Genomic DNA, 19,044 nt, shown 5'->3' with positions numbered 1-19,044 from the left:
GCTAAAATGTCCGAGAATACTGCAACTTCCGAACTTCTTCCGCCCGTTTCGGGAAACTTTGATATTCAGGCTGCTGCCGATCTTGGCGCACAGGCCAAAGGCGCCGAGATTGTCTTTTTGACATCCACCGACGATATGCCCGGTCTGCCGGGCATGGTACCGGCCCTGCTCAAACGCGGCGAAAAGCCGGGGCTTGAGGCGGTGTCGGCCATTCTCGAAGCACATAGGCTATATCCAGCACGCAAGCAGGGTACGGCGAAAGTCCAGACGTTGGCAGCACTCATCGATCTTGCCAACCGCCACAAGACGGATGATTCCGCCGTATTTGTCGATCTGAACTGGCGCCAGCCGTCTATGACTGCCGTTATCGACTATCACGAAGCCCAGAACGGAGGCATTGCCGCTTTCCTGTCCCATCGCATCCACTACGAGTTCCCGCTGTCCGAAGAATGGAAAGTCTGGGTCAGCAAGGATGGCGAGTTCATGGATCAGGAAAAGTTCGCCTATTTCCTTGAAGATCGCATTCCCGATCTCGCGTCACCGTCCGATGCTGACGTGGCCAACATCGAGCGAGACTTTTCCTGCACCGTTTCCAACCCCAACCAGCTGGTGGAGCTTTCTCGCAAGATGCAGATTAATGTGGAGGCCAAGGTCAAGGTCAATCACACGCTGCAATCCGGTGAGCGTCAGCTTCAGTGGGAAGAGAGCCACGTTGGCGCCGACGGCAAGCCTGTCACCGTGCCCGGCATGTTCATCCTTTCGATCCCGGTGTTCTTCATGGGCGATGCGGTGCGCATCCCGGTCCGCCTGCGCTACCGCGTCAGTGGGGGCAGCGTCTACTGGTGCTATCAGATCTATCGTCCAGACCAGATCATCACCCAGCACCTGGAGCATTCTGTTTCCGACGTCGCAAAGGCGACCGAACTTCCGTGCTTCGCGGGCAAGCCCGAGGCCTCGCTATGACAGCGGTCAAATTCACCATAGAAAGGGGAGCGTTGCTCCCCGCCCTGGCGGCGGTCAATCGCGCCGTCGAAAAGCGCAACACGATCCCTATCCTTGGCAACGTGCTGCTCAAGGTCGAAAGCGGGCACCTATGCGTGACCGGCACCAATCTCGACATCGAGGTCAAGGCCGTGGCAAAGCAGGACGGCCTGCCGGATATCGCACCATTCACGGTGCAGTCGGCGCTGTTGCACGATGCGGTGAGGAAATTTGCCGACGGCAGCATGGTCGAGTTCGAAGGCGACCAGACGCATGTGAACATCAAGTCGGGGCGCTCGCGCTTCCGCCTGCAGGTGCTGCCGGCTTCGGATTTTCCAGAAATGCCGGCGGATGACTTCACGCATGAGTTTGCCCTGTCAGGCAACACGCTGGCGCGTGTCCTGTCCACGGTCGCTTTCGCGATCTCGGCGGAGGAAACGCGCTATTATCTCAATGGCGTGTTCATGCACCATAACGAGGAGCATCTGGCCTTCGTGGCAACGGACGGCCACCGGCTGGCGCTGATGAAACTGGATGTTCCGTCGGGCAGCGAAGGCATTCCGGGCGTCATCATTCCACGCCGCACGGTCGCCTTGCTCCAGCATTTCGCGGAAGGCGATGAGGATATCGTCCTGAAGCTGTCGGAACGCAAAGTTCGTGTTGTCCTGCCGGATGGCACGGCGATCACATCAAAACTGATCGACGGCACATTTCCGGACTATCAGCGCGTGATCCCGGCCAACAATGACAAATTCTATACGGTCGACCGTGCTAGCCTTGCGGATGCGATCAATCGTGTCAGCACGGTATCGAGCGATCGCGGGCGGGCGGTGAAATTCAGCTTCGGCCAAAGTGAACTGAAACTGGAAGTCATCAACCCCGACAACGGGCAGGCCGAGGACAGCATTTTTGTGGGCGATGGACACGACGACGAGGTGACCATCGGCTTCAATCACAAATACTGCCTCGACGTTCTGGGCGCCGCCTCCGCCAAGGAAATGCGGTTCGAGCTTAGCGATCCCGGTTCCCCCTGCAAGGTTTCGCCTGTCGGGGCCGAGGATGGCGACGTGCCGCCGCTGTTCGTCATCATGCCGATGCGGGTTTAGGGGGGAGCCATGCGGAAAATCTGGTACCAGATCATCAACCTGTTGCTGGCCCTGACGTCTCTCCTGATCTGCACGAAATTATTTGGGATCAGCCAGGAAACGTCCGTTTTAGCGGTTCTGCTCGCGTGGGTGCTCCGCGTCTCCGCGCAGATTGAAACGCTGTTGGAGGAGCGGAAACCATGAATTTCATTCTAGTATGGCTTCTTGTCGGCGCTGCCGTCTACATAGCGCTATTTCTCAAAAAACGCCGCTGCGAACCGAAAAATACAAAGGCTTACGAAGAACTCCCGCTGATAGCACGGATTCTTGGCGCCGTATTCTTCATCGTCGTCTGGCCGCTGGCTCTGCTCGAACTTCTTTCGGGAGGCAGCAACGATGGGGAATAGCTCGAACAACAAGCCTTGGATCGAACTCGGATATCCGTACGATTGGTCCGTCGATACGGGCGGCAGCAACACGTTCACATTCATAGGGCCAGAGGACGGCTTGCCTGTCGCTGCCGTTATCGTGCCACGCGCCTTTGGAATGGATCATATTCTGGATAGCTACGTCGACCGCATCCTGACGTCGTGCAATTCGCATGATGCGCTGCTGAGTGCGTTGCAATACGCCCGCGAGGTCATTCGGGAAGATCGGGCCGCAGTTTTTGCAAGCGTCACGGTGGGCGGCGACTTATCGACTATCGCCGATGTTGACCAACCTTCCATTGATCGATTGGACGATGTCCTTTCAGTGATCGACGCTGCCCTCTCGCAGACGGAGGTGCCTGCTCATGGCTGACAAGACTCATATCGAATGGACCGACGCGACATGGAATCCGATCACCGGCTGCAGTGTCGTCTCACCTGGCTGCACGAACTGCTATGCGATGAAACTCGCCGGCACGCGCCTACAGCATCATCCGTCCCGTGTCGGCCTTACGGTCGGGTCTAAAACCGGGCCGGTTTGGAATGGCAAGGTGCGTCGTAACCGTGAATGGCTCGCCCAGCCGCTTGAATGGAAAAAGCCCCGCATGGTGTTCGTCTGCGCGCATGGCGACCTTTTCCACGAGGATGTGCCGGACGATTGGATTCTTGACGTCTTCACCGTTATGGCGATCGCTAGCCGTCACACCTTCCAGATTCTAACGAAGCGCGCCGATCGAATGCGGGATTTTCTCTCTCGTGGTGATGATCTGCTCGAAGAGATTTATGCAAACTGGTATTCCTTCGATGGCGGCGCTCGTGAAGTCTGGTCATGGCCGCTGCCGAATGTCTGGCTGGGTGTATCTGTCGAAGATCAGAAGCGCGCCAATGAACGCATTCCAGCGCTGCTCGACACGCCGGCGGCAATTCGCTGGGTCAGCGCCGAGCCATTACTCGGCCCAGTTGACCTCGATAGCATCAAGATTCCCGGCGTGATCAACCCTCTAGATAGTCTGCGCAGCGAGGCATATGCCGACATAGAGCACGGTCAGTATGCAGGCCAGCGCATGTATTGCGGGCTGAAGTATGGTTGCGGGCGCGGGATCGATTGGGTTGTCGCTGGCGGGGAGAGCGGGAAGGGTGCGCGTCCGATGCACCCGGATTGGGCTCGATCTCTGCGCGATCAATGCGCGGCGGCCGGAGTTCCTTTCTTCTTCAAGCAGTGGGGGGGCTGGCAGCAGGTCTATGACCGCGATGTCGATGATCCTGATTGGCGCCGCTGTGGGGGCACGGAACGCGAAAATCCGCGTGGCCGATGGCTCAACCTCGAAGGTGGGACCGGTTTCCACGGCGAACGCGTGATTTACGTCAATCCGGTGTCAAAAAATGCTGCCGGGCGGATGCTTGATCAATCCTATCACGACGCGATGCCAGCCAATCCGGTAGGAGGGTGTGCGCTCGCCGTCAATGGAGGCGGTCATGCAGACAAATAACGCTCTTACGCGGTATGAGGAACTGCTACCAGAGAACGAAATCTGTAAGCGATTCTCCGCACTACTTGGACTCCGAGAACTCCGTCGAGCGCGCCAGAATGGCGAAATAGCTTATGTATCCGGCAAAAAGGGGGCTGTACTTTACCATCCATCCGCCGTTGCCGCTTATCTATCTCGTAAGGAAAAAGCATGTCAGAACGCCTCTGGGAGTATGGAGACTATTGGATCGGCACCGAGGGCAATTCCGGCAACCTCTACGCATTCTGGTACAACAAGCGAAAGCGAAAGGTTGCTCGCCGATCACTTGGCACGAAAATTCTCAACGAAGCCCAAGACAAGCTCATTGAACTCGTCGGAACGCTCCAGGCAGTATCGGGACGCTCGCCCGAACGCGTGATGATGCTAGCGGCGCTTGACCACTATTACGAGAACGACGTCAAAACCAAGCCGTCGGGAGAACAGGCGTTTCGGGCAATTTCCATCATCCGGGAGTTTCTTTCTGAAAAGATGCTTCCGACGGCCAATGTTGCTTCCTTCGGCCCGATCCGGCAGCGGGAATTTATGCAATGGAGCCAGGAGAAATTTGCACATAGCCCAGCATACATCGCTCGCAACCTGTCAGTCGTTTCAGCGGCATTTCAGATCGGGAAAAAGCTATTGGTGGTGCGTGATGGGCTTGGCAATGAACATGAGGTTCAATTGCTGGACAGTGCGCCCGAGGTTATCACCCAGGCGAAGCAGGTTGCCGAACTTTTAAACGTGCCAGAACCCAAGCCGCGAGACTGGCTTCCTACCTTCGAAGAATTTGGCCACTTCATCGATATGATCGGCAAGCGGCAGGAGAATCTATTCCGGTTTGTCATACTCTCGCTCAATACATGGGCGCGTCCTGAAAGCATTATCGATTTTCGGGACACGCCGGATCGCATCAACCGGAGATTTGGTGTCATTGATCTAAATCCATCAGGGCGCCGGCAGACCAACAAGTATCGCCCGAAAATCCGGCTGACCGAAAATCTGCGTGACTGGCTAGATAAATGGAAAGCCGAGGAAGAAGTGGAAGAAACCGCAAGGCTCGGCGAGGCCGTTGGCGCACCGATGGTTTGGAATAGTCAGCCTGTCACCACTATGAAGCGGACGTTCAAACGTCACGCCGAGGAATGTGAACTTTCGCAATTCACACAGGGCACAATTCGTCATTTCATGGCGACTATGGTTCGCCGTGAAAAGCCGCGCGTCGACAAGGAGCAGCGCGACGTTTGGCTCGGGCATGACGAAGCCAGAACCGCCGATGCCTATGAAGCCTTTGACCCGGAGTATCTTTCGGACGCCATGCGCGCCACAGATTCAGTCATTGAGAAGCTGCAAAAGTGCACTCGAAGGCCGCTATTTGCACCCAAACTGCACCCAGATGCGGCAATAGAAGAAAATGAAGACGGGGAGGAAGTAGCCGAAAACCCTTGATTGTCTAGGGATCGAATGGTGGGCGTGACAGGGATTGAACCTGTGACCCCTACGATGTCAACGTAGTGCTCTCCCGCTGAGCTACACGCCCATTCGATGGGGCGCATACACCATATCGCGCTGCGCCCGTCAATGCCCTTTTATGAAGTTTTTTCGTCTTTTTGTTGATGACGAAACAAAGGGCCGGAAATCCGCGGGATCGCCTCAGGCGGCAATCAGCATTTTTTCGATTTCGTTCACCAAATCGCGCAGATGAAACGGCTTGGAAAGCACCTTGGCGTCACGCGGAGCGTCCGAATCGGGATTGAGCGCAACAGCGGCGAAGCCCGTGATGAACATGATTTTCAGGTCCGGGTCGATTTCCGTCGCACGGCGCGCCAGCTCGATACCGTCCATTTCCGGCATCACAATGTCGGTCAGGAGCAGGGAGAAAGGTTCTTCCTGCAGGCGCTCATATGCGCTGGCGCCATTGTCGAAGTGCGTTACGTGATAGCCGGCCCTCTCAAGCGCTTTCACGAGGAAGCGCCGCATATCATTGTCATCTTCAGCTAGAAGGATTCTTTTCATTGTTCCGTCCGAATTCTGCGTCGTGTTCATCGCTCAAAAGCTGACCTCTTACGACTCGATATCCACTGTAGAAAACGCTTCTTTGGTAAATATGAAATGAATGCTCGCGTGAATGTTAATTGTTATGGCGCGTATTTGGCAACAAGCTGTCATTTGTGACAGGTTTGTCGCACAAGATGCGGGCGCTCCGGGAGATTTTGCGTCCTGCCATTTGCGCAGGCAGGCTGTGTGACGTAATTTGTCGGTAAACTGTCGATCCGCGACTATAGGCATATGACCGCGTGGTCCGCGACGTTCCGGTTAAAACGGGTGAAGAATGAGTTTGGAGCGTGATTTTAGTCTGATACCGCCTTTCGAGGTCTGCGCTCCGGCGGAACAACGCATTCCGTTTGTCTTCAATTCCCCCCATAGCGGGCGTTATTATCCGCAATCCTTCGTGGAGGCCTCGCGACTCGATGCGCTGGGCATTCGCCATTCGGAAGATTGTTATGTCGACGAACTGTTCGCTGCGGCGACCCGGCTCGGCGCGCCTTTGCTCAAGGCGCATTTTCCGCGAGCTTTCCTCGACGTGAACCGCGAACCTTACGAACTCGATCCGTGCATGTTTTCCGAACCGCTGCCGCCTTTCGCGAACAGCCAGTCCGCCCGTGTCGCGGGCGGTCTCGGAACGGTGCCCCGCCTGGTCGGCGAGGGGCAGTTGATTTATCCGGGACGCATTCCGCTTGCCGAAGCTTTCTACCGGATAGAAGACCTCTACAAGCCCTATCACCAGACGCTCGACGCTTTGCTTCGGACGACGCGCCAGCGCTTCGGCTATGCCGTTCTGATCGATTGTCATTCGATGCCCGGTGGCGCGCGCCCGGGCGAAATCGGGTCCCGCCCGGATTTCATCGTCGGGGACCGCTTCGGACGGTCTTGCAGCGAACGGCTGACGCAGGCCGCGATCGAACTGTTGCAGGATCTCGGCTATACGGTCGCGCATAACAAGCCCTATGCCGGCGGCTTCATCACCGAGCATTACGGGCGGCCCGCAATCGCCTGCCATGCGTTGCAAATCGAGATCAATCGCAGTCTTTATGTGAACGAACAGAGCCTTGGCAAACTCGCAGGCTTCGAGACGCTCCGTTCCGATCTGTACCGGTTCCTGAGCGACCTCACTTCCCTGCCGGACGATCTGTTCGTTGCGCCGCCTCTCGCCGCGGAATAGGTCCTGACCCTAGTGGATTGAATTTGACGTTTGAATCCCGACTGAATGAGATGCTGTTTCAAACGTCAAATTCGAAAAATCCACTAGATACATAAAGTTACTAGTGGTCTTTGCGATTCCGACATTTGCCCGGCGCCTGTATCAGAGGGGTGCAAATGTCGGAATCAGACCACTAGACCATGTCAAACGGAAGGCCGCAGCAGGATGGCGTTTCGGCTTCAACCGGGCGAGATCCGTGCAATTCCGGGTGCAATTCCCCGTGCAATTCAATGTCAGTCGGTAGATAAAAAGAACCGCACCCGATGGTTACGAGCGCGGCCAAAGACTAGGGAGGAAATGCCCCGAAAGGCATCGACAGGAAAACCTGTCTGATATTTAAGCTACGCCGAAATGGCGTTATCGTCAAGAAAATGCGCATAATTTTTGAGCTAAATTTTGGTTGCTCAAACTATAGGCAAAATTAGCATGATTTGCACAAGCAGGCGTCGTGTTTTGGAAACAGGAGTATGGGGTTGCTGATCGACAAGGCATTTTTTTCCGAAGTAGCGGAGGCTGCTGCTGCCGAGACACTTCCACGTTTCCGTCAGCTGACGGAGGTGGACAACAAATATAGCGTCGGTTTCGATCCGGTGACCGAGGCGGATCGTGCTGCCGAGCGGGCGATTCGCGCCGTTATAGCGCGCAATTTTCCCGAACACGGCATTCTGGGCGAGGAATACGGCCCGGAAAATACCGACCGCAGCCATGTGTGGGTCATCGATCCGATTGACGGCACGCGAGCGTTCATCTCGGGCCTGCCTGTCTGGGGCACGTTGCTGGGCCTGACTGCGGATGGCGATGCGAAGGCGGGGATGATGTCGCAGCCCTTCACCGGCGAGCTGTTCTATAGCGACGGCAATGGCGCCTTTCTCATGCGTGGCGGTGAGGGGACGCCGCAGCGGCTGGCTGTTCGCAAGAACGCCGTTCTGGCCGATGCAACGATGTTCACGACCACGCCCGCCCTTTTCAAGGGGGGCAGCCGCGCGGGCTTCGACAGGCTGGAAAGCGCCGTGCGCCTGTCACGTTATGGCGTCGATTGCTATGCCTTCGCCATGCTGGCAAGCGGCTTTGTGGATATTGTGGTCGAAGCTGGTTTGCAGCCCTACGATATTGTTGCGCTCATACCGCTTATCGAGCAGGCGGGCGGTGTGGTGACGCAACGCGACGGCGGTCCGGCGGAAAAGGGCGGCGATATCGTGGCGGCCGCCACGCCTGAGCTGCACAGGGCGGCGCTCGACCTTCTCAACGGCTGAGATTCGACAGACCTCAGGGTTCGAGGGTCTCCGGCATGGTTTCGACATCGGATGCTTCGGGAATGAACGCATCGAAAGCCGCCCAGAGCTGTTCGCGATAGAAGTCCGTTTCCTGAAGCATTTCGTGGCGCGCGCCGGTGATCGTCACCAGCGAGACATTGCGCGTGCGGGCGACGAAACGCTCTATGACCGGCGTCGAGACCACCCGGTCGGCGCCTGCGGCAACGATGAGAACCGGCATTCTCGGCCCTTCGTGGAAATCCGGCCGATTGACCCGTCTTGCCGTATCGAGCGCATTATACAGCCATTGTGCGGTGGGGCCGCCAAGCGCCAGGTCGGGGTGCAGGCGCGCCATTTCCATATTGCGCATGAAGCGGGCCGGGTCGCTGGTCAGCGGATTGCCCGCAAAGGGGCGCGAGGAGAGCCTGCGCCCGCCGGAAGCATAGATCCGGCCAAGGCCGACCCGGCAGAATATGGAGGCGATGCGGCGCACATTGTCGTCGCTGATTTTTTGTCCCGCCAGTCCCAGAAAGGGCGCACAGAGTACCATGCGGGTGATACGCGAGCCCAGCCTGCCCACGGATGAAAGCGCGACCAGCCCCCCGGCGGAATGGCCGAGAACATGGAAAGGCGGCGGGCAGTCGGGAAGCGCGATCCGGTCAAGTACCAGATCGAGATCGTCGCAATAATCGTCGAAGCGGCGGACATAGCCGCGCATACGGTCTTTCAGCAGGCGGTAGGAACCGCCCTGTCCACGCCAGTCGAATGTGACGACCGTAAAGCCGCGCATGGTCAGGTCCGCCATGGTCTCGAAATATTTTTCGATGAACTCATTGCGTCCCTGAAGCAGGACGATGGTTCCGCGCACCGGTCGCGTTTCCGGTTTCAATATGGCGTAGCGAAGCGTCTTGCCGTCAGGGGTGTCGAGAAGCCCGGCCCTTATTCCTTGCGGAATGGGATTCGCATCGGTTTCGAAAAGCAGTTCCGACATCCGACTGCGGACCTTTCATGTTTTGAAGCGGGTCCTCAAACCGTGAGGCGCTTTGGGTGTGCTGACGGGCTTTCAGATGGCGACGTTCTGTCCAAGCATAATGGGGCAAATGATGATAAAAAGTAACCGGAAGTTCGTGACCGAACTTCCGGTTGGGAAACAGCCTGCGCAAGGGACGTTACGCCGGCTGATCGGGTCGCGACTCTCCGAAAGAAGATGCTCAGTAGCCGCGAGGGCGGCGTTCGCCGACAATACGGCCCGAATAGGCGTCCACCATCACGATGACACGGCGGCCGCTCGGGCGGGTGGCGCGCACGAAATAGGTGTCGCGCTCAAGGCGTATGTCTCCGACGTCATATCCGCGGCGTTCGAGCGAACGTGCGATGCGGCGCGGCCCCATGATTTCACGGCGTCCATAGCCATTGCCCCAGCCACGGCGCGGGCCGTCCCAGTCGGAGCGCGGACCCGGATAGGGGCGCGGCGGGCGATAGCCGTCGTCGTCGTAATACTGAATCTGAACGCGCAGGCCGCTATCGGCTGCAAGCGTCGGTGTCGCAATTCCGGCTGCGACGGCGGTGAGTGCGGTAAAAGCAATGACAGCTTTTTTCATTACCGTGATCCTTTATGAAACCTGCCTCGCGACAGGCATGGAGGGACAATAGCCCCAAGCGCGTGAACGCTCGCCAAAGATGATGTTCATTTTGGGTTCATTGTGCGGCGGCGCCCCAGATCGAGGGGGCTGATCGATAAGAAGTTGTTACGCGGCGTGACAGGCCGTGTAAGGGCGCGCGTTTCCGGTGAGCCGATGCGGCTGGCCTTGAAATGAAAAGCCGTCATTCCCAAATGTTTTTCGTGGTCGCCAGAAAAGGGGCCGCCGGTACGGGAAGCTCGCCACAAAGGGAGTTTCGCCGCCTCATGCATCATGTCGCTCTAAAGGAGGGCTATCCTATGCGTCACGTAGATTTTTCCCCGCTTTATCGTTCCACGGTCGGCTTCGACCGTCTCTTCACCATGCTGGACTCGCTGGCTTCGCCGGAGGGCAATCAGTCCTATCCGCCGTATAATATCGAGCGCACGGGCGAGAACACCTATCGCATCACCATGGCGGTGGCGGGCTTTTCCGAAAGCGAACTCGAAATCGAGGCCCATCGCAACCAGCTGACCATCAAGGGCCAGAGGGCCGAGGAAGATGCTTCGCAGGCCAGTGAAGTCCTGTATCGCGGCATCGCCTCGCGGGCTTTCGAGCGCCGTTTCCAGCTTGCCGACTTCGTTGAAGTTGCCGGTGCGAGCCTCAAGAACGGCCTTCTGCACATCGACCTGAAACGCGAGATTCCCGAACAGATGAAGCCGCGCCGGATCGAAGTCGCCAAGGCTGGCTCCGAGGGTGCCCAGCAGATCGAGGCCAAGACCGCGCACTGATTCAATCAGATTGCCAGATTGGCAGATTGGCAGATTGGCGCTCTAAAAGAAGAAAGCGGCGTGTTTTGCGCCGCTTTTTATTTTCAGCGCATATTCAGGCGATCAGTTCGCCGAACCGATCCACTTCTTCTTCCGTATTGGCGAAGCTCGTGACGAAACGGGCGAAAATTTCACCCTCGCTGATGCGTCCCACTTCCGAATGCGGCGGGTTCCAGTCGTAGAAGACCGCTCCGGCATTGCGCAGGCGGTCGTAAACGGATTGCTTCATGATGGCGAAGACTTCGTTTGCCTCCGGCTTCCATGCAAGCCGCATCTGGCTCGATGCGTCCACATACCGGGCAAGGCGCGCGGCAAGCGCGTTGGAATGCTTTGCCAGATCGATCCAGAGATCGTCCTGGAGATAGGCGTCGAACTGCGCCGCCACGAAACGCGTCTTGGAGAAAAGCTGCGCTGCGCGCTTGCGGATGAACGGCAGGTCCCTGGCGCGGTCCGGGTCCATGAAAACGAGGGCTTCCGCGCACCAGCAGCCATTCTTGGTGCCGCCGAAGGAAACGATATCCACGCCCTGCTTCCAGGTCATTTCGGCGGGCGTCAGACCGAGCGAAACCAGCGCGTTGGCAAAGCGCGCGCCATCCATATGCAGGGGCAGACCGGCATCGCGGCAGATCTTCGAAATGGTGGCGATATGCTCGGGTTGATAAAGCGTGCCGACTTCCGTGGCCTGCGTTATGCTTACGGCCATTGGCTGGCCGGCATGTACGAAGGCCGGATTGAAGCGCGTAAGCTCGCGGCTGAGAAGCTTGGGGTCGATGCGGCCATGCGCGCCGTCGATCGGATGCAGGCGCGCGCCGCCCGTGAAATATTCAGGCGCGCCGCATTCATCTTCGATGACATGCGCTTCCCGGTGCACCAGCGAAACGCCGCCCGGACGGTTGACGCTCGCCAATGCCAGCGAATTGGCCGCGGTTCCGGTGCCGACAAAGAACACGGCCACTTCGCGCTCGAACAGTTCGTTGAAGCGCTGCTCCACGCGTTTGTCGATCTCGCTGGCGCCATAGGCTGCCGCAAATCCCGCTGCGTGCAGTGAAAGGCTTTCGGCGATTTTGGGATGGGCGCCTGCCCAGTTATCTGAAGCAAAGTGCACGTATTCCTCCGCGTGGTGTAAATGGAGCTGTCGCATCGTCCAGAGCGTCTATAGCGGTTCCGGGCTTTCCGGTTAAGGGCCGCGCGATGGAAAATGCGCAATAAGAGTGCCTATTTTTTAAGCAGAAATGGGAAGGATTGGGCCGCGCCAAACTGACGCAAGGGTGTTTATACGTAATTAAAGGCCGGGAAATTAGGCGTTCTCGACATTTTATTTCGGAAGCTGCCGAGAAAAATTGCGTTTCCATCTTGTGAGGCAATTTGAATTCTGGCATACGTAATTAGGACAGCAATGCTGTCCAATTAGACGCTGATGCGAACCGAAAGCGGTCAAAACGCTCTTCGAAAAGTTTCAGAAGAATAAGCGCCGACTGGCAGGCCCCGAGCCTGACGGTGACGGGCGCTTCGACTGCGACAGGGAGATTCCGTGCGCCGTTTCCGGCGAGCTGGAGCTGTCTGTCCGGGCCTGATGTGAACGAGGCGCTAAACATCGTTCCGGCTGCGACTCGCTCCGGTCTGGAACCTCGTCCAACGCCTTTTCAACAAGGCTTTCCATATATACCAAACGACGACGAGATGGTTGTCACCATTTCGGTTATACTGATCGCGCGCCTCATGACGAGGGCCAAACGGAGGGAATGACGATGACGCATTTGACGCCATCTGTATCGCATGTGGTTTCTCACAACGGTCAGAACGGAACGGTCAAAACTGCGACGACGGCGACCACCCGAACGGCGCGAAAAACCAAAGCGGCGGGTTTGCCGCCAGCGCAAGGTCTTTACGATCCGCGCAACGAACATGATGCCTGCGGCGTCGGCTTCATCGCTCATATGAAGGGCAGGAAGTCGCATCAGGTCGTGGAAAACGGCCTCAAGATGCTCGAAAACCTCACCCATCGCGGCGCTGTCGGCGCCGATCCCCTGATGGGCGACGGCGCTGGCATTCTCGTGCAGATACCGGATCGTTTCCTGCGCGAGGAAATGGCGCGTCAGGGCGTCGACCTGCCGCAACCGGGGTCTTATGGCGTCGGCTATCTGTTCATGCCGCGCGATGCGGCGCTGCGTGCGCACGCGGAAGAAATCGTCAGGGAAGTGATTGTCGCCGAGGGCCAGGAGTTCATCGGTTTCCGTGAAGTGCCGGTGGACAATTCTTCGCTGTCGAAAGCGCCCGACATTGCTGCGACCGAGCCGTTCCATCTTCAGGTCTTCATCGGACGCAACCCGATGCTGGAGACCGAAGACGAGTTCGAGCGTCGCCTGTTCGTGCTGCGCAAGGTCATTTCCAATCGCATCTATCAGGAAAATGACGGCGAGGATAACGGCTTCTACGTCGTGTCCATGTCGGCGCGCACCATTGTCTATAAGGGCATGTTCCTCGCCTATCAGGTCGGCAGCTATTATCAGGATCTGCGCGACCCGCGTTTTGAAAGCGCGGTGGCGCTCGTTCACCAGCGCTTCTCGACCAACACTTTCCCGTCCTGGCGTCTGGCGCATCCATACCGCATGGTTGCGCATAATGGCGAAATCAACACGCTGCGCGGCAATGTCAACTGGATGGCGGCGCGTCAGGCATCGGTGGACTCCGAACTGTTCGGCAACGACATTTCCAAGCTATGGCCGATTTCCTATGAAGGCCAGTCGGATACGGCCTGCTTCGACAATGCGCTCGAATTCCTGCATCAGGGTGGCTATAGCCTCGCCCATGCAATGATGATGCTGATCCCGGAAGCATGGTCGGGCAACAAGCTGATGTCGGATGAGCGCAAGGCGTTCTACGAATATCATGCTGCCCTGATGGAGCCATGGGACGGCCCCGCCGCTGTTGCCTTCACCGATGGTCGCCAGATCGGCGCGACGCTCGACCGCAACGGCCTGCGCCCCGCACGTTATATCGTGACGGACGACGACTTCGTCATTCTGGCTTCGGAAGCGGGCGTCCTGCCGGTGGACGAAAAGAAGGTCGTCAAGAAGTGGCGTCTTCAGCCGGGCCGCATGCTGCTCATCGACATGGAAGAGGGCCGCATTGTCTCCGACGAGGAAATCAAGTCGCAGATCGCGCAGAAGCATCCTTACAAGCAGTGGCTTGCCAATACGCAGCTCATCCTGGAAGACCTGAGCCCGGTCGAGCCGCGCGCGCTGCGCAAGGATGTGAGCCTGCTCGACCGTCAGCAGGCCTTTGGCTACTCTCAGGAAGACACCAGGCTTCTGATGTCGCCCATGGCCACCACCGGTCAGGAAGCCATCGGTTCGATGGGCTCGGATACGCCGATTTCGGCCATGTCCGACAAGTCGAAGCTGCTTTACACCTATTTCAAGCAGAATTTTGCGCAAGTTACCAACCCGCCGATCGATCCGATCCGCGAAGAACTGGTGATGAGCCTCGTGTCCTTCATCGGCCCGCGCCCGAACATCTTCGACCTTGTCGGCACATCGCGCCGCAAGCGCATGGAAGTGCGCCAGCCGATCCTGACCAATGGCGATCTGGAAAAAATCCGCTCCATAGGCCACACCGAGGACCGTTTCGACACGAAGACGCTCGACATCACCTATAATACGGGTGAAGGCGCGAGCGGCATGCATGGGGCCATCGAGCGCCTGTGCGACCGTGCCGAAGCCGCTGTCCATGGCGGTTATAATATCGTCATTCTCTCAGACCGTCAGGTCGGCCCGGACCGCATTCCGATTCCGGCGCTTCTGGCCACCGCGGCTGTGCATCACCACCTGATCCGCAAGGGTCTGCGCACGTCCGTCGGTCTGGTCGTCGAATCCGGCGAGCCGCGCGAAGTGCATCATTTCGCCTGTCTCGCCGGCTACGGCGCGGAAGCGATCAACCCCTATCTGGCCTTCGACACGCTTTTGGACATGCATCGCCGCCGCGAATTTCCGCCGGAAGTGGACGAGAATGAAGTGGTCAAGCGCTACATCAAGTCCATCGGCAAGGGCATTCTCAAGGTCATGTCCAAGATGGGCATTTCGACCTACCAGTCCTATTGCGGCGCGCAGATTTTCGATGCGGTTGGATTGCAGTCGAGCTTTGTCGAAAAATTCTTCTTCGGTACGGCCACAAGCATTGAAGGTGTCGGTCTGGACGAAGTCTCGGAAGAAACCGTGCGCCGTCACACCAGCGCATTCGGCAACGATCCGGTGCTTTTGACGGCACTCGAAGTCGGCGGCGAATATGCCTATCGTATGCGCGGTGAAGCGCATATGTGGAACCCGGATGCGGTGGCCACGCTGCAACATGCCGTGCGCACGTCGAACCCGGAAAAGTTCAGCGAATATACGCGTATGCTCGATTCCAAATCGGCGCAGGCCAAGACCATTCGCGGTCTGTTCGATATTCGTTTTGCCGAGGCTCGCGGGCTGAAGCCTGTATCCATCGATGAGGTCGAACCGGCGAGCGAAATCGTCAGGCGTTTCTCGACGGGCGCCATGTCGTTCGGTTCGATCAGCCGTGAGGCGCATACCACGCTGGCGCGTGCGATGAATGCCATTGGCGGCAAGTCGAACACCGGCGAAGGCGGTGAGGAGCCGGATCGTTTCTATCCGCTGCCCGATGGCGCGCCGAACCCGGAACGCTCCGCGATCAAGCAGGTGGCATCGGGCCGCTTTGGCGTGACGACGGAATATCTGGTCAATTCCGATCTGATCCAGATCAAGGTGGCGCAGGGCGCAAAGCCCGGTGAAGGCGGTCAGTTGCCGGGTCACAAGGTCGATGCGACCATTGCCAAGACCCGCCATTCGACGCAAGGGGTTGGCCTGATTTCGCCGCCGCCGCACCATGATATCTACTCCATCGAAGATCTGGCGCAGCTCATTTACGACCTGAAAAACGTCAATCCGGCGGCCGATGTTTCAGTCAAGCTGGTGTCGGAAGTGGGCGTGGGCACGGTTGCGGCTGGTGTTGCCAAGGCGCGCGCCGATCATATCACCGTGTCGGGCTATGACGGTGGCACGGGCGCTTCGCCGCTGACTTCGCTGAAGCACGCCGGTTCCCCATGGGAAATCGGCTTGGCCGAAACCCATCAGACGCTGGTGCTGAACGGGCTTCGCTCCCGCGTGGCGCTTCAGGTCGACGGCGGTTTGCGCACCGGTCGCGATGTGGTCATTGGCGCATTGCTCGGTGCCGACGAGTTCGGCTTCTCCACCGCACCGCTGATCGCGGCTGGGTGCATCATGATGCGCAAGTGCCATCTGAACACCTGCCCGGTGGGCGTGGCGACGCAGGATCCGGTTCTGCGCAAGCGCTTCAAGGGCACGCCGGAACACGTCATCAACTTCTTCTTCTATCTGGCTGAAGAAGTGCGGGCGCTTCTGGCTGAAATGGGCTTCACCAGGCTCGAACAGATCATCGGCGAAACGGAACTGCTCGAAAAGCAGACCATGATCGACCATTGGAAGGCCAAGGGGCTGGATTTCGGCCGCATCTTCCACAAGCCGGAAGCTGAAAAGCACGAAATCTACTGGACCGAACGCCAGCATCACCCGATCGAGGACGTTCTCGACCGCAAGCTGATCGCCGAGGCGATGCCTGCGCTTGAGGATCGCCAGCCGGTCAAGATCGACGTGGACATCCGAAATGTCGATCGTTCCGCCGGTGCGATGCTGTCGGGCGAAGTGGCCAAGCGCTTCCGTCACAAGGGGCTGCCGGAGAATACGATTGCCGTGCGGCTTACCGGTACGGCGGGTCAGTCCTTCGGCGCGTTTCTGGCGCGCGGCATTTCGTTCGAGCTGATCGGCGACGGCAACGACTATATCGGCAAGGGTCTTTCGGGTGGCCGCATTGTCATTCGTCCGCCGGAAGACACGCGCATTGTCGCGGAGAACTCGATCATCGCGGGCAATACCGTGCTTTATGGCGCGCTTGAGGGCGAATGCTATTTCCGTGGTGTCGCAGGCGAGCGTTTCGCGGTGCGCAATTCCGGCGCGGTCACGGTTGTCGAAGGCGTGGGTGACCATGGCTGCGAATATATGACCGGCGGCATTGTCGTGGTCATCGGGCAGACGGGGCGGAACTTCGCGGCTGGCATGTCGGGCGGTGTCGCCTATGTGCTGGACGAGCAGGGCGATTTCGCCAAGCGCTGCAACATGGCCATGGTCGAGCTGGAGCCGGTGCCGGAAGAAGACGACATGCTCGAAAAGCTGCATCACCATGGCGGCGACCTCCAGCATATGGGACGTGTGGACGTTTCGGCCAACATGACCCGTCATGATGAGGAGCGTCTGGTGCAACTGATCGCCAATCACCTGCATTATACCGGCTCGACGCGAGCGAAGGAGATACTCGACAATTGGGAGAGCTATCGTCCGAAGTTCGTCAAAGTCATGCCGGTCGAATATCGTCGCGCTCTGGAAGAGATGGAGCGTATGCGGGTCGGCGTTGCTGCTGAATAAGAGTCACAAGGAAAACGCGGCGCTGGTTGTCATGCGACGCGAGAGGAACAAAAAATGGGTAAAGTAACTGGTTTTCTTGAGATCGACCGGCAGGTGGCAAAGTACCAGCCGGCGTCGGATCGTATCCGCCACTTCCGCGAATTCACCATTCCGATGACGGATGGCGAAGTGCAGAAGCAGGCTGCGCGATGCATGGATTGCGGCATTCCGTTCTGCCACGGGCCGACGGGCTGCCCGGTGCACAACCAGATCCCGGACTGGAACGATCTCGTCTATAATAACAATTGGGATCAGGCGATCCGCAACCTGCATCTGACCAATAATTTCCCGGAATTTACCGGTCGCATCTGCCCGGCACCCTGCGAGGAAGCCTGTACGCTGAACCTCGAAGACGCGCCGGTGGCGATCAAGACGGTTGAGCAGGCGCTGGGCGACAAGGCTTATGAACTGGGCTATATCGTGCCGCAACCTGCTGCCAACAAGACCGGCAAGTCGGTTGCCATCATCGGCTCCGGCCCGGCTGGTCTGGCCGCAGCGCAACAGCTTGCCCGCGCTGGTCACATGGTCGATGTCTATGAGCGCGAAAGCCGCCCCGGCGGTCTGTTGCGCTACGGCATTCCCGATTTCAAGATGGAAAAGCACCTCATCGACCGTCGCGTTGCGCAGATGGAAGGCGAGGGCGTGCGCTTCCTGTGCGGCGTCAATATCGGCGTGGACAAGCCATTGCGCGGTCTGATCGACACCTACGACGCAGTACTTTATTGCGGCGGCTCGGAAACCCCGCGTCCGGCGGGCATTCCCGGTGCCGACCTTGATGGCGTTCATGATGCCATGCCTTATCTCGTTCAGCAGAACCGCCGCGTCGGTCGCGAGAACATCGAATCTGTGGCGTGGGTTTCGGCTCCGATTCTGGCTGGCGGCAAGCATGTCGTGGTTGTCGGCGGCGGCGATACCGCTTCGGACTGCGTTGGCACGGCTTTCCGTCAGGGCGCCGTCAATGTGACCCAGCTCGATATTCGCCCGCAGCCGCCGGAAAAGGAAGACAAGCTCAGCGTCTGGCCTTACTGGGCCACCAAGATGCGCACCTCTTCCAGTCAGGCAGAGGGCGCGACGCGTGAATTTCAGGTGGCGACGCTTGAATTCGTCGGCGAAGAAGGCCGTCTCACTCATGTGAAATGCTGTCAGGTGGACGAGAAGCGCAAGCCGATTGCCGGCAGCGAGTTCTTCATCAAGGCCGATCTCGCATTCATCGCTATCGGCTTTGCCGGTCCGGGTGAAGACAGCGTGATCAGGGAACTGGGCGACAAGCTCGAAATCGCCACCGACCGTCGCGGCTCCAAGTCGGTCAAGGCCAATGAGCGCGATTATCGCACTAACGTCGAGAAGTTTTATGCGGCAGGCGATGTGCGTCGCGGCCAGTCGCTGGTCGTCTGGGCCATTCGCGAAGGCCGTCAGGCAGCCCATGCCATTGACGCCGACCTGATGGGAAGTTCGGTTCTTCCTCGCTAGAGCTGCGATATTCCGGCTCTGGCGGCCTGTAAATGGCGTTGTTTTGCGCTTCCGGTGCTCACGTACCTTAAG

General features: G+C 58.3%; 16 protein-coding genes and 1 tRNA gene. 12 read left to right on the top strand and 5 right to left on the bottom strand.

The window, feature by feature from the left end:
* Positions 1–6: 6 nt before the first annotated feature.
* From FHS76_RS17040 to FHS76_RS17010, 7 genes are all read left to right on the top strand, one after another.
* Complete coding sequence (locus FHS76_RS17040; protein WP_183655493.1) at positions 7–963, top strand: DUF2303 family protein; 957 nt, start codon at positions 7–9, stop codon at positions 961–963.
* The gene (gene dnaN, locus FHS76_RS17035) at positions 960–2,087 is read left to right on the top strand and encodes a DNA polymerase III subunit beta (protein WP_183655491.1); all 1,128 of its coding nucleotides are present in this window, start codon (positions 960–962) and stop codon (positions 2,085–2,087) included. Before FHS76_RS17040 ends, dnaN begins: the two co-directional genes overlap by 4 nt.
* A 9-nt stretch (positions 2,088–2,096) precedes the next feature.
* On the top strand, positions 2,097–2,270 hold the full coding sequence (locus FHS76_RS17030) for a hypothetical protein (RefSeq protein ID WP_183655489.1): 174 nt from the start codon (positions 2,097–2,099) through the stop codon (positions 2,268–2,270).
* Positions 2,267–2,473, top strand: coding sequence for a hypothetical protein (locus FHS76_RS17025; RefSeq protein ID WP_183655487.1), 207 nt, complete (start codon positions 2,267–2,269; stop codon positions 2,471–2,473). The genes FHS76_RS17030 and FHS76_RS17025 overlap by 4 nt, the downstream gene beginning before the upstream one ends.
* Complete coding sequence (locus tag FHS76_RS17020) at positions 2,463–2,867, top strand: hypothetical protein (protein ID WP_183655485.1); 405 nt, start codon at positions 2,463–2,465, stop codon at positions 2,865–2,867. Before FHS76_RS17025 ends, FHS76_RS17020 begins: the two co-directional genes overlap by 11 nt.
* On the top strand, positions 2,860–3,984 hold the full coding sequence (locus FHS76_RS17015) for a DUF5131 family protein (RefSeq protein ID WP_183655483.1): 1,125 nt from the start codon (positions 2,860–2,862) through the stop codon (positions 3,982–3,984). Before FHS76_RS17020 ends, FHS76_RS17015 begins: the two co-directional genes overlap by 8 nt.
* A 189-nt stretch (positions 3,985–4,173) precedes the next feature.
* Positions 4,174–5,448, top strand: coding sequence for a site-specific integrase (locus FHS76_RS17010; protein ID WP_183655480.1), 1,275 nt, complete (start codon positions 4,174–4,176; stop codon positions 5,446–5,448).
* A 16-nt stretch (positions 5,449–5,464) separates the two neighbouring features.
* Here FHS76_RS17010 and FHS76_RS17005 read toward each other — a convergent pair.
* Both FHS76_RS17005 and cpdR read right to left on the bottom strand, forming a co-directional pair.
* A tRNA-Val gene (locus FHS76_RS17005) sits at positions 5,465–5,539 on the bottom strand.
* Positions 5,540–5,652: 113 nt separating this feature from the next.
* Positions 5,653–6,015: a cell cycle two-component system response regulator CpdR gene (gene cpdR, locus FHS76_RS17000; protein ID WP_183655478.1), complete on the bottom strand. Its 363-nt coding sequence runs from the start codon at positions 6,013–6,015 to the stop codon at positions 5,653–5,655.
* Positions 6,016–6,331: 316 nt separating this feature from the next.
* Between cpdR and FHS76_RS16995 the strand changes: the two genes are divergently transcribed.
* Both FHS76_RS16995 and hisN read left to right on the top strand, forming a co-directional pair.
* A complete protein-coding gene (locus tag FHS76_RS16995) occupies positions 6,332–7,222 on the top strand; it encodes an N-formylglutamate amidohydrolase (RefSeq protein ID WP_183655475.1) in 891 nt (296 codons plus the stop codon).
* A 512-nt stretch (positions 7,223–7,734) separates the two neighbouring features.
* The gene (gene hisN, locus FHS76_RS16990; RefSeq protein ID WP_183655670.1) at positions 7,735–8,514 is read left to right on the top strand and encodes a histidinol-phosphatase; all 780 of its coding nucleotides are present in this window, start codon (positions 7,735–7,737) and stop codon (positions 8,512–8,514) included.
* Between the two features lie 13 nt (positions 8,515–8,527).
* Here hisN and FHS76_RS16985 read toward each other — a convergent pair whose 3' ends face one another.
* On the bottom strand, positions 8,528–9,505 hold the full coding sequence (locus FHS76_RS16985) for an alpha/beta fold hydrolase (protein ID WP_183655473.1): 978 nt from the start codon (positions 9,503–9,505) through the stop codon (positions 8,528–8,530).
* Between the two features lie 220 nt (positions 9,506–9,725).
* Entirely contained in the window at positions 9,726–10,115 is a 390-nt protein-coding gene (locus FHS76_RS16980) for an antifreeze protein (RefSeq protein ID WP_183655471.1), read from the bottom strand.
* A 338-nt stretch (positions 10,116–10,453) separates the two neighbouring features.
* On the opposite strand from FHS76_RS16980, the gene FHS76_RS16975 reads away from it, so the two are divergent.
* Positions 10,454–10,924 carry an Hsp20 family protein gene (locus FHS76_RS16975; protein ID WP_183655469.1) on the top strand — a complete coding sequence of 157 codons (471 nt, stop codon included), beginning with the start codon at positions 10,454–10,456 and terminating at the stop codon, positions 10,922–10,924.
* 94 nt (positions 10,925–11,018) lie between these two features.
* Here FHS76_RS16975 and FHS76_RS16970 read toward each other — a convergent pair whose 3' ends face one another.
* A complete protein-coding gene (locus FHS76_RS16970; protein ID WP_183655467.1) occupies positions 11,019–12,068 on the bottom strand; it encodes a threonine aldolase family protein in 1,050 nt (349 codons plus the stop codon).
* A gap of 643 nt (positions 12,069–12,711) precedes the next feature.
* On the opposite strand from FHS76_RS16970, the gene gltB reads away from it, so the two are divergent.
* Together gltB and FHS76_RS16960 are read left to right on the top strand one after the other, a co-directional pair.
* Positions 12,712–17,463, top strand: coding sequence for a glutamate synthase large subunit (gene gltB / locus FHS76_RS16965; protein WP_183655465.1), 4,752 nt, complete (start codon positions 12,712–12,714; stop codon positions 17,461–17,463).
* A gap of 54 nt (positions 17,464–17,517) precedes the next feature.
* Positions 17,518–18,972, top strand: coding sequence for a glutamate synthase subunit beta (locus tag FHS76_RS16960; RefSeq protein WP_183655463.1), 1,455 nt, complete (start codon positions 17,518–17,520; stop codon positions 18,970–18,972).
* Positions 18,973–19,044 lie beyond the last annotated feature (72 nt).

Origin of the sequence: Brucella daejeonensis (assembly GCF_014199265.1) — a bacterium.
Taxonomy (GTDB): domain Bacteria; phylum Pseudomonadota; class Alphaproteobacteria; order Rhizobiales; family Rhizobiaceae; genus Brucella; species Brucella daejeonensis.
Note: the sequence above shows the minus strand (reverse complement) of the source record. Positions and strands in the feature narration are given on the sequence as shown.

What these genes read in the sequence shown, in the direction of transcription:
- FHS76_RS17040 (WP_183655493.1), top strand. Translation starts at nt 7, where the DNA reads ATGTCCGAGAATACTGCAACTTCCGAACTTCTTCCGCCCGTTTCGGGA.
- dnaN (WP_183655491.1), top strand. Translation starts at nt 960, where the DNA reads ATGACAGCGGTCAAATTCACCATAGAAAGGGGAGCGTTGCTCCCCGCC.
- FHS76_RS17030 (WP_183655489.1), top strand. Translation starts at nt 2,097, where the DNA reads ATGCGGAAAATCTGGTACCAGATCATCAACCTGTTGCTGGCCCTGACG.
- FHS76_RS17025 (WP_183655487.1), top strand. Translation starts at nt 2,267, where the DNA reads ATGAATTTCATTCTAGTATGGCTTCTTGTCGGCGCTGCCGTCTACATA.
- FHS76_RS17020 (WP_183655485.1), top strand. Translation starts at nt 2,463, where the DNA reads ATGGGGAATAGCTCGAACAACAAGCCTTGGATCGAACTCGGATATCCG.
- FHS76_RS17015 (WP_183655483.1), top strand. Translation starts at nt 2,860, where the DNA reads ATGGCTGACAAGACTCATATCGAATGGACCGACGCGACATGGAATCCG.
- FHS76_RS17010 (WP_183655480.1), top strand. Translation starts at nt 4,174, where the DNA reads ATGTCAGAACGCCTCTGGGAGTATGGAGACTATTGGATCGGCACCGAG.
- cpdR (WP_183655478.1), bottom strand. Translation starts at nt 6,015, where the DNA reads ATGAAAAGAATCCTTCTAGCTGAAGATGACAATGATATGCGGCGCTTC.
- FHS76_RS16995 (WP_183655475.1), top strand. Translation starts at nt 6,332, where the DNA reads ATGAGTTTGGAGCGTGATTTTAGTCTGATACCGCCTTTCGAGGTCTGC.
- FHS76_RS16985 (WP_183655473.1), bottom strand. Translation starts at nt 9,505, where the DNA reads ATGTCGGAACTGCTTTTCGAAACCGATGCGAATCCCATTCCGCAAGGA.
- FHS76_RS16980 (WP_183655471.1), bottom strand. Translation starts at nt 10,115, where the DNA reads ATGAAAAAAGCTGTCATTGCTTTTACCGCACTCACCGCCGTCGCAGCC.
- FHS76_RS16975 (WP_183655469.1), top strand. Translation starts at nt 10,454, where the DNA reads ATGCGTCACGTAGATTTTTCCCCGCTTTATCGTTCCACGGTCGGCTTC.
- gltB (WP_183655465.1), top strand. Translation starts at nt 12,712, where the DNA reads ATGACGCATTTGACGCCATCTGTATCGCATGTGGTTTCTCACAACGGT.
- FHS76_RS16960 (WP_183655463.1), top strand. Translation starts at nt 17,518, where the DNA reads ATGGGTAAAGTAACTGGTTTTCTTGAGATCGACCGGCAGGTGGCAAAG.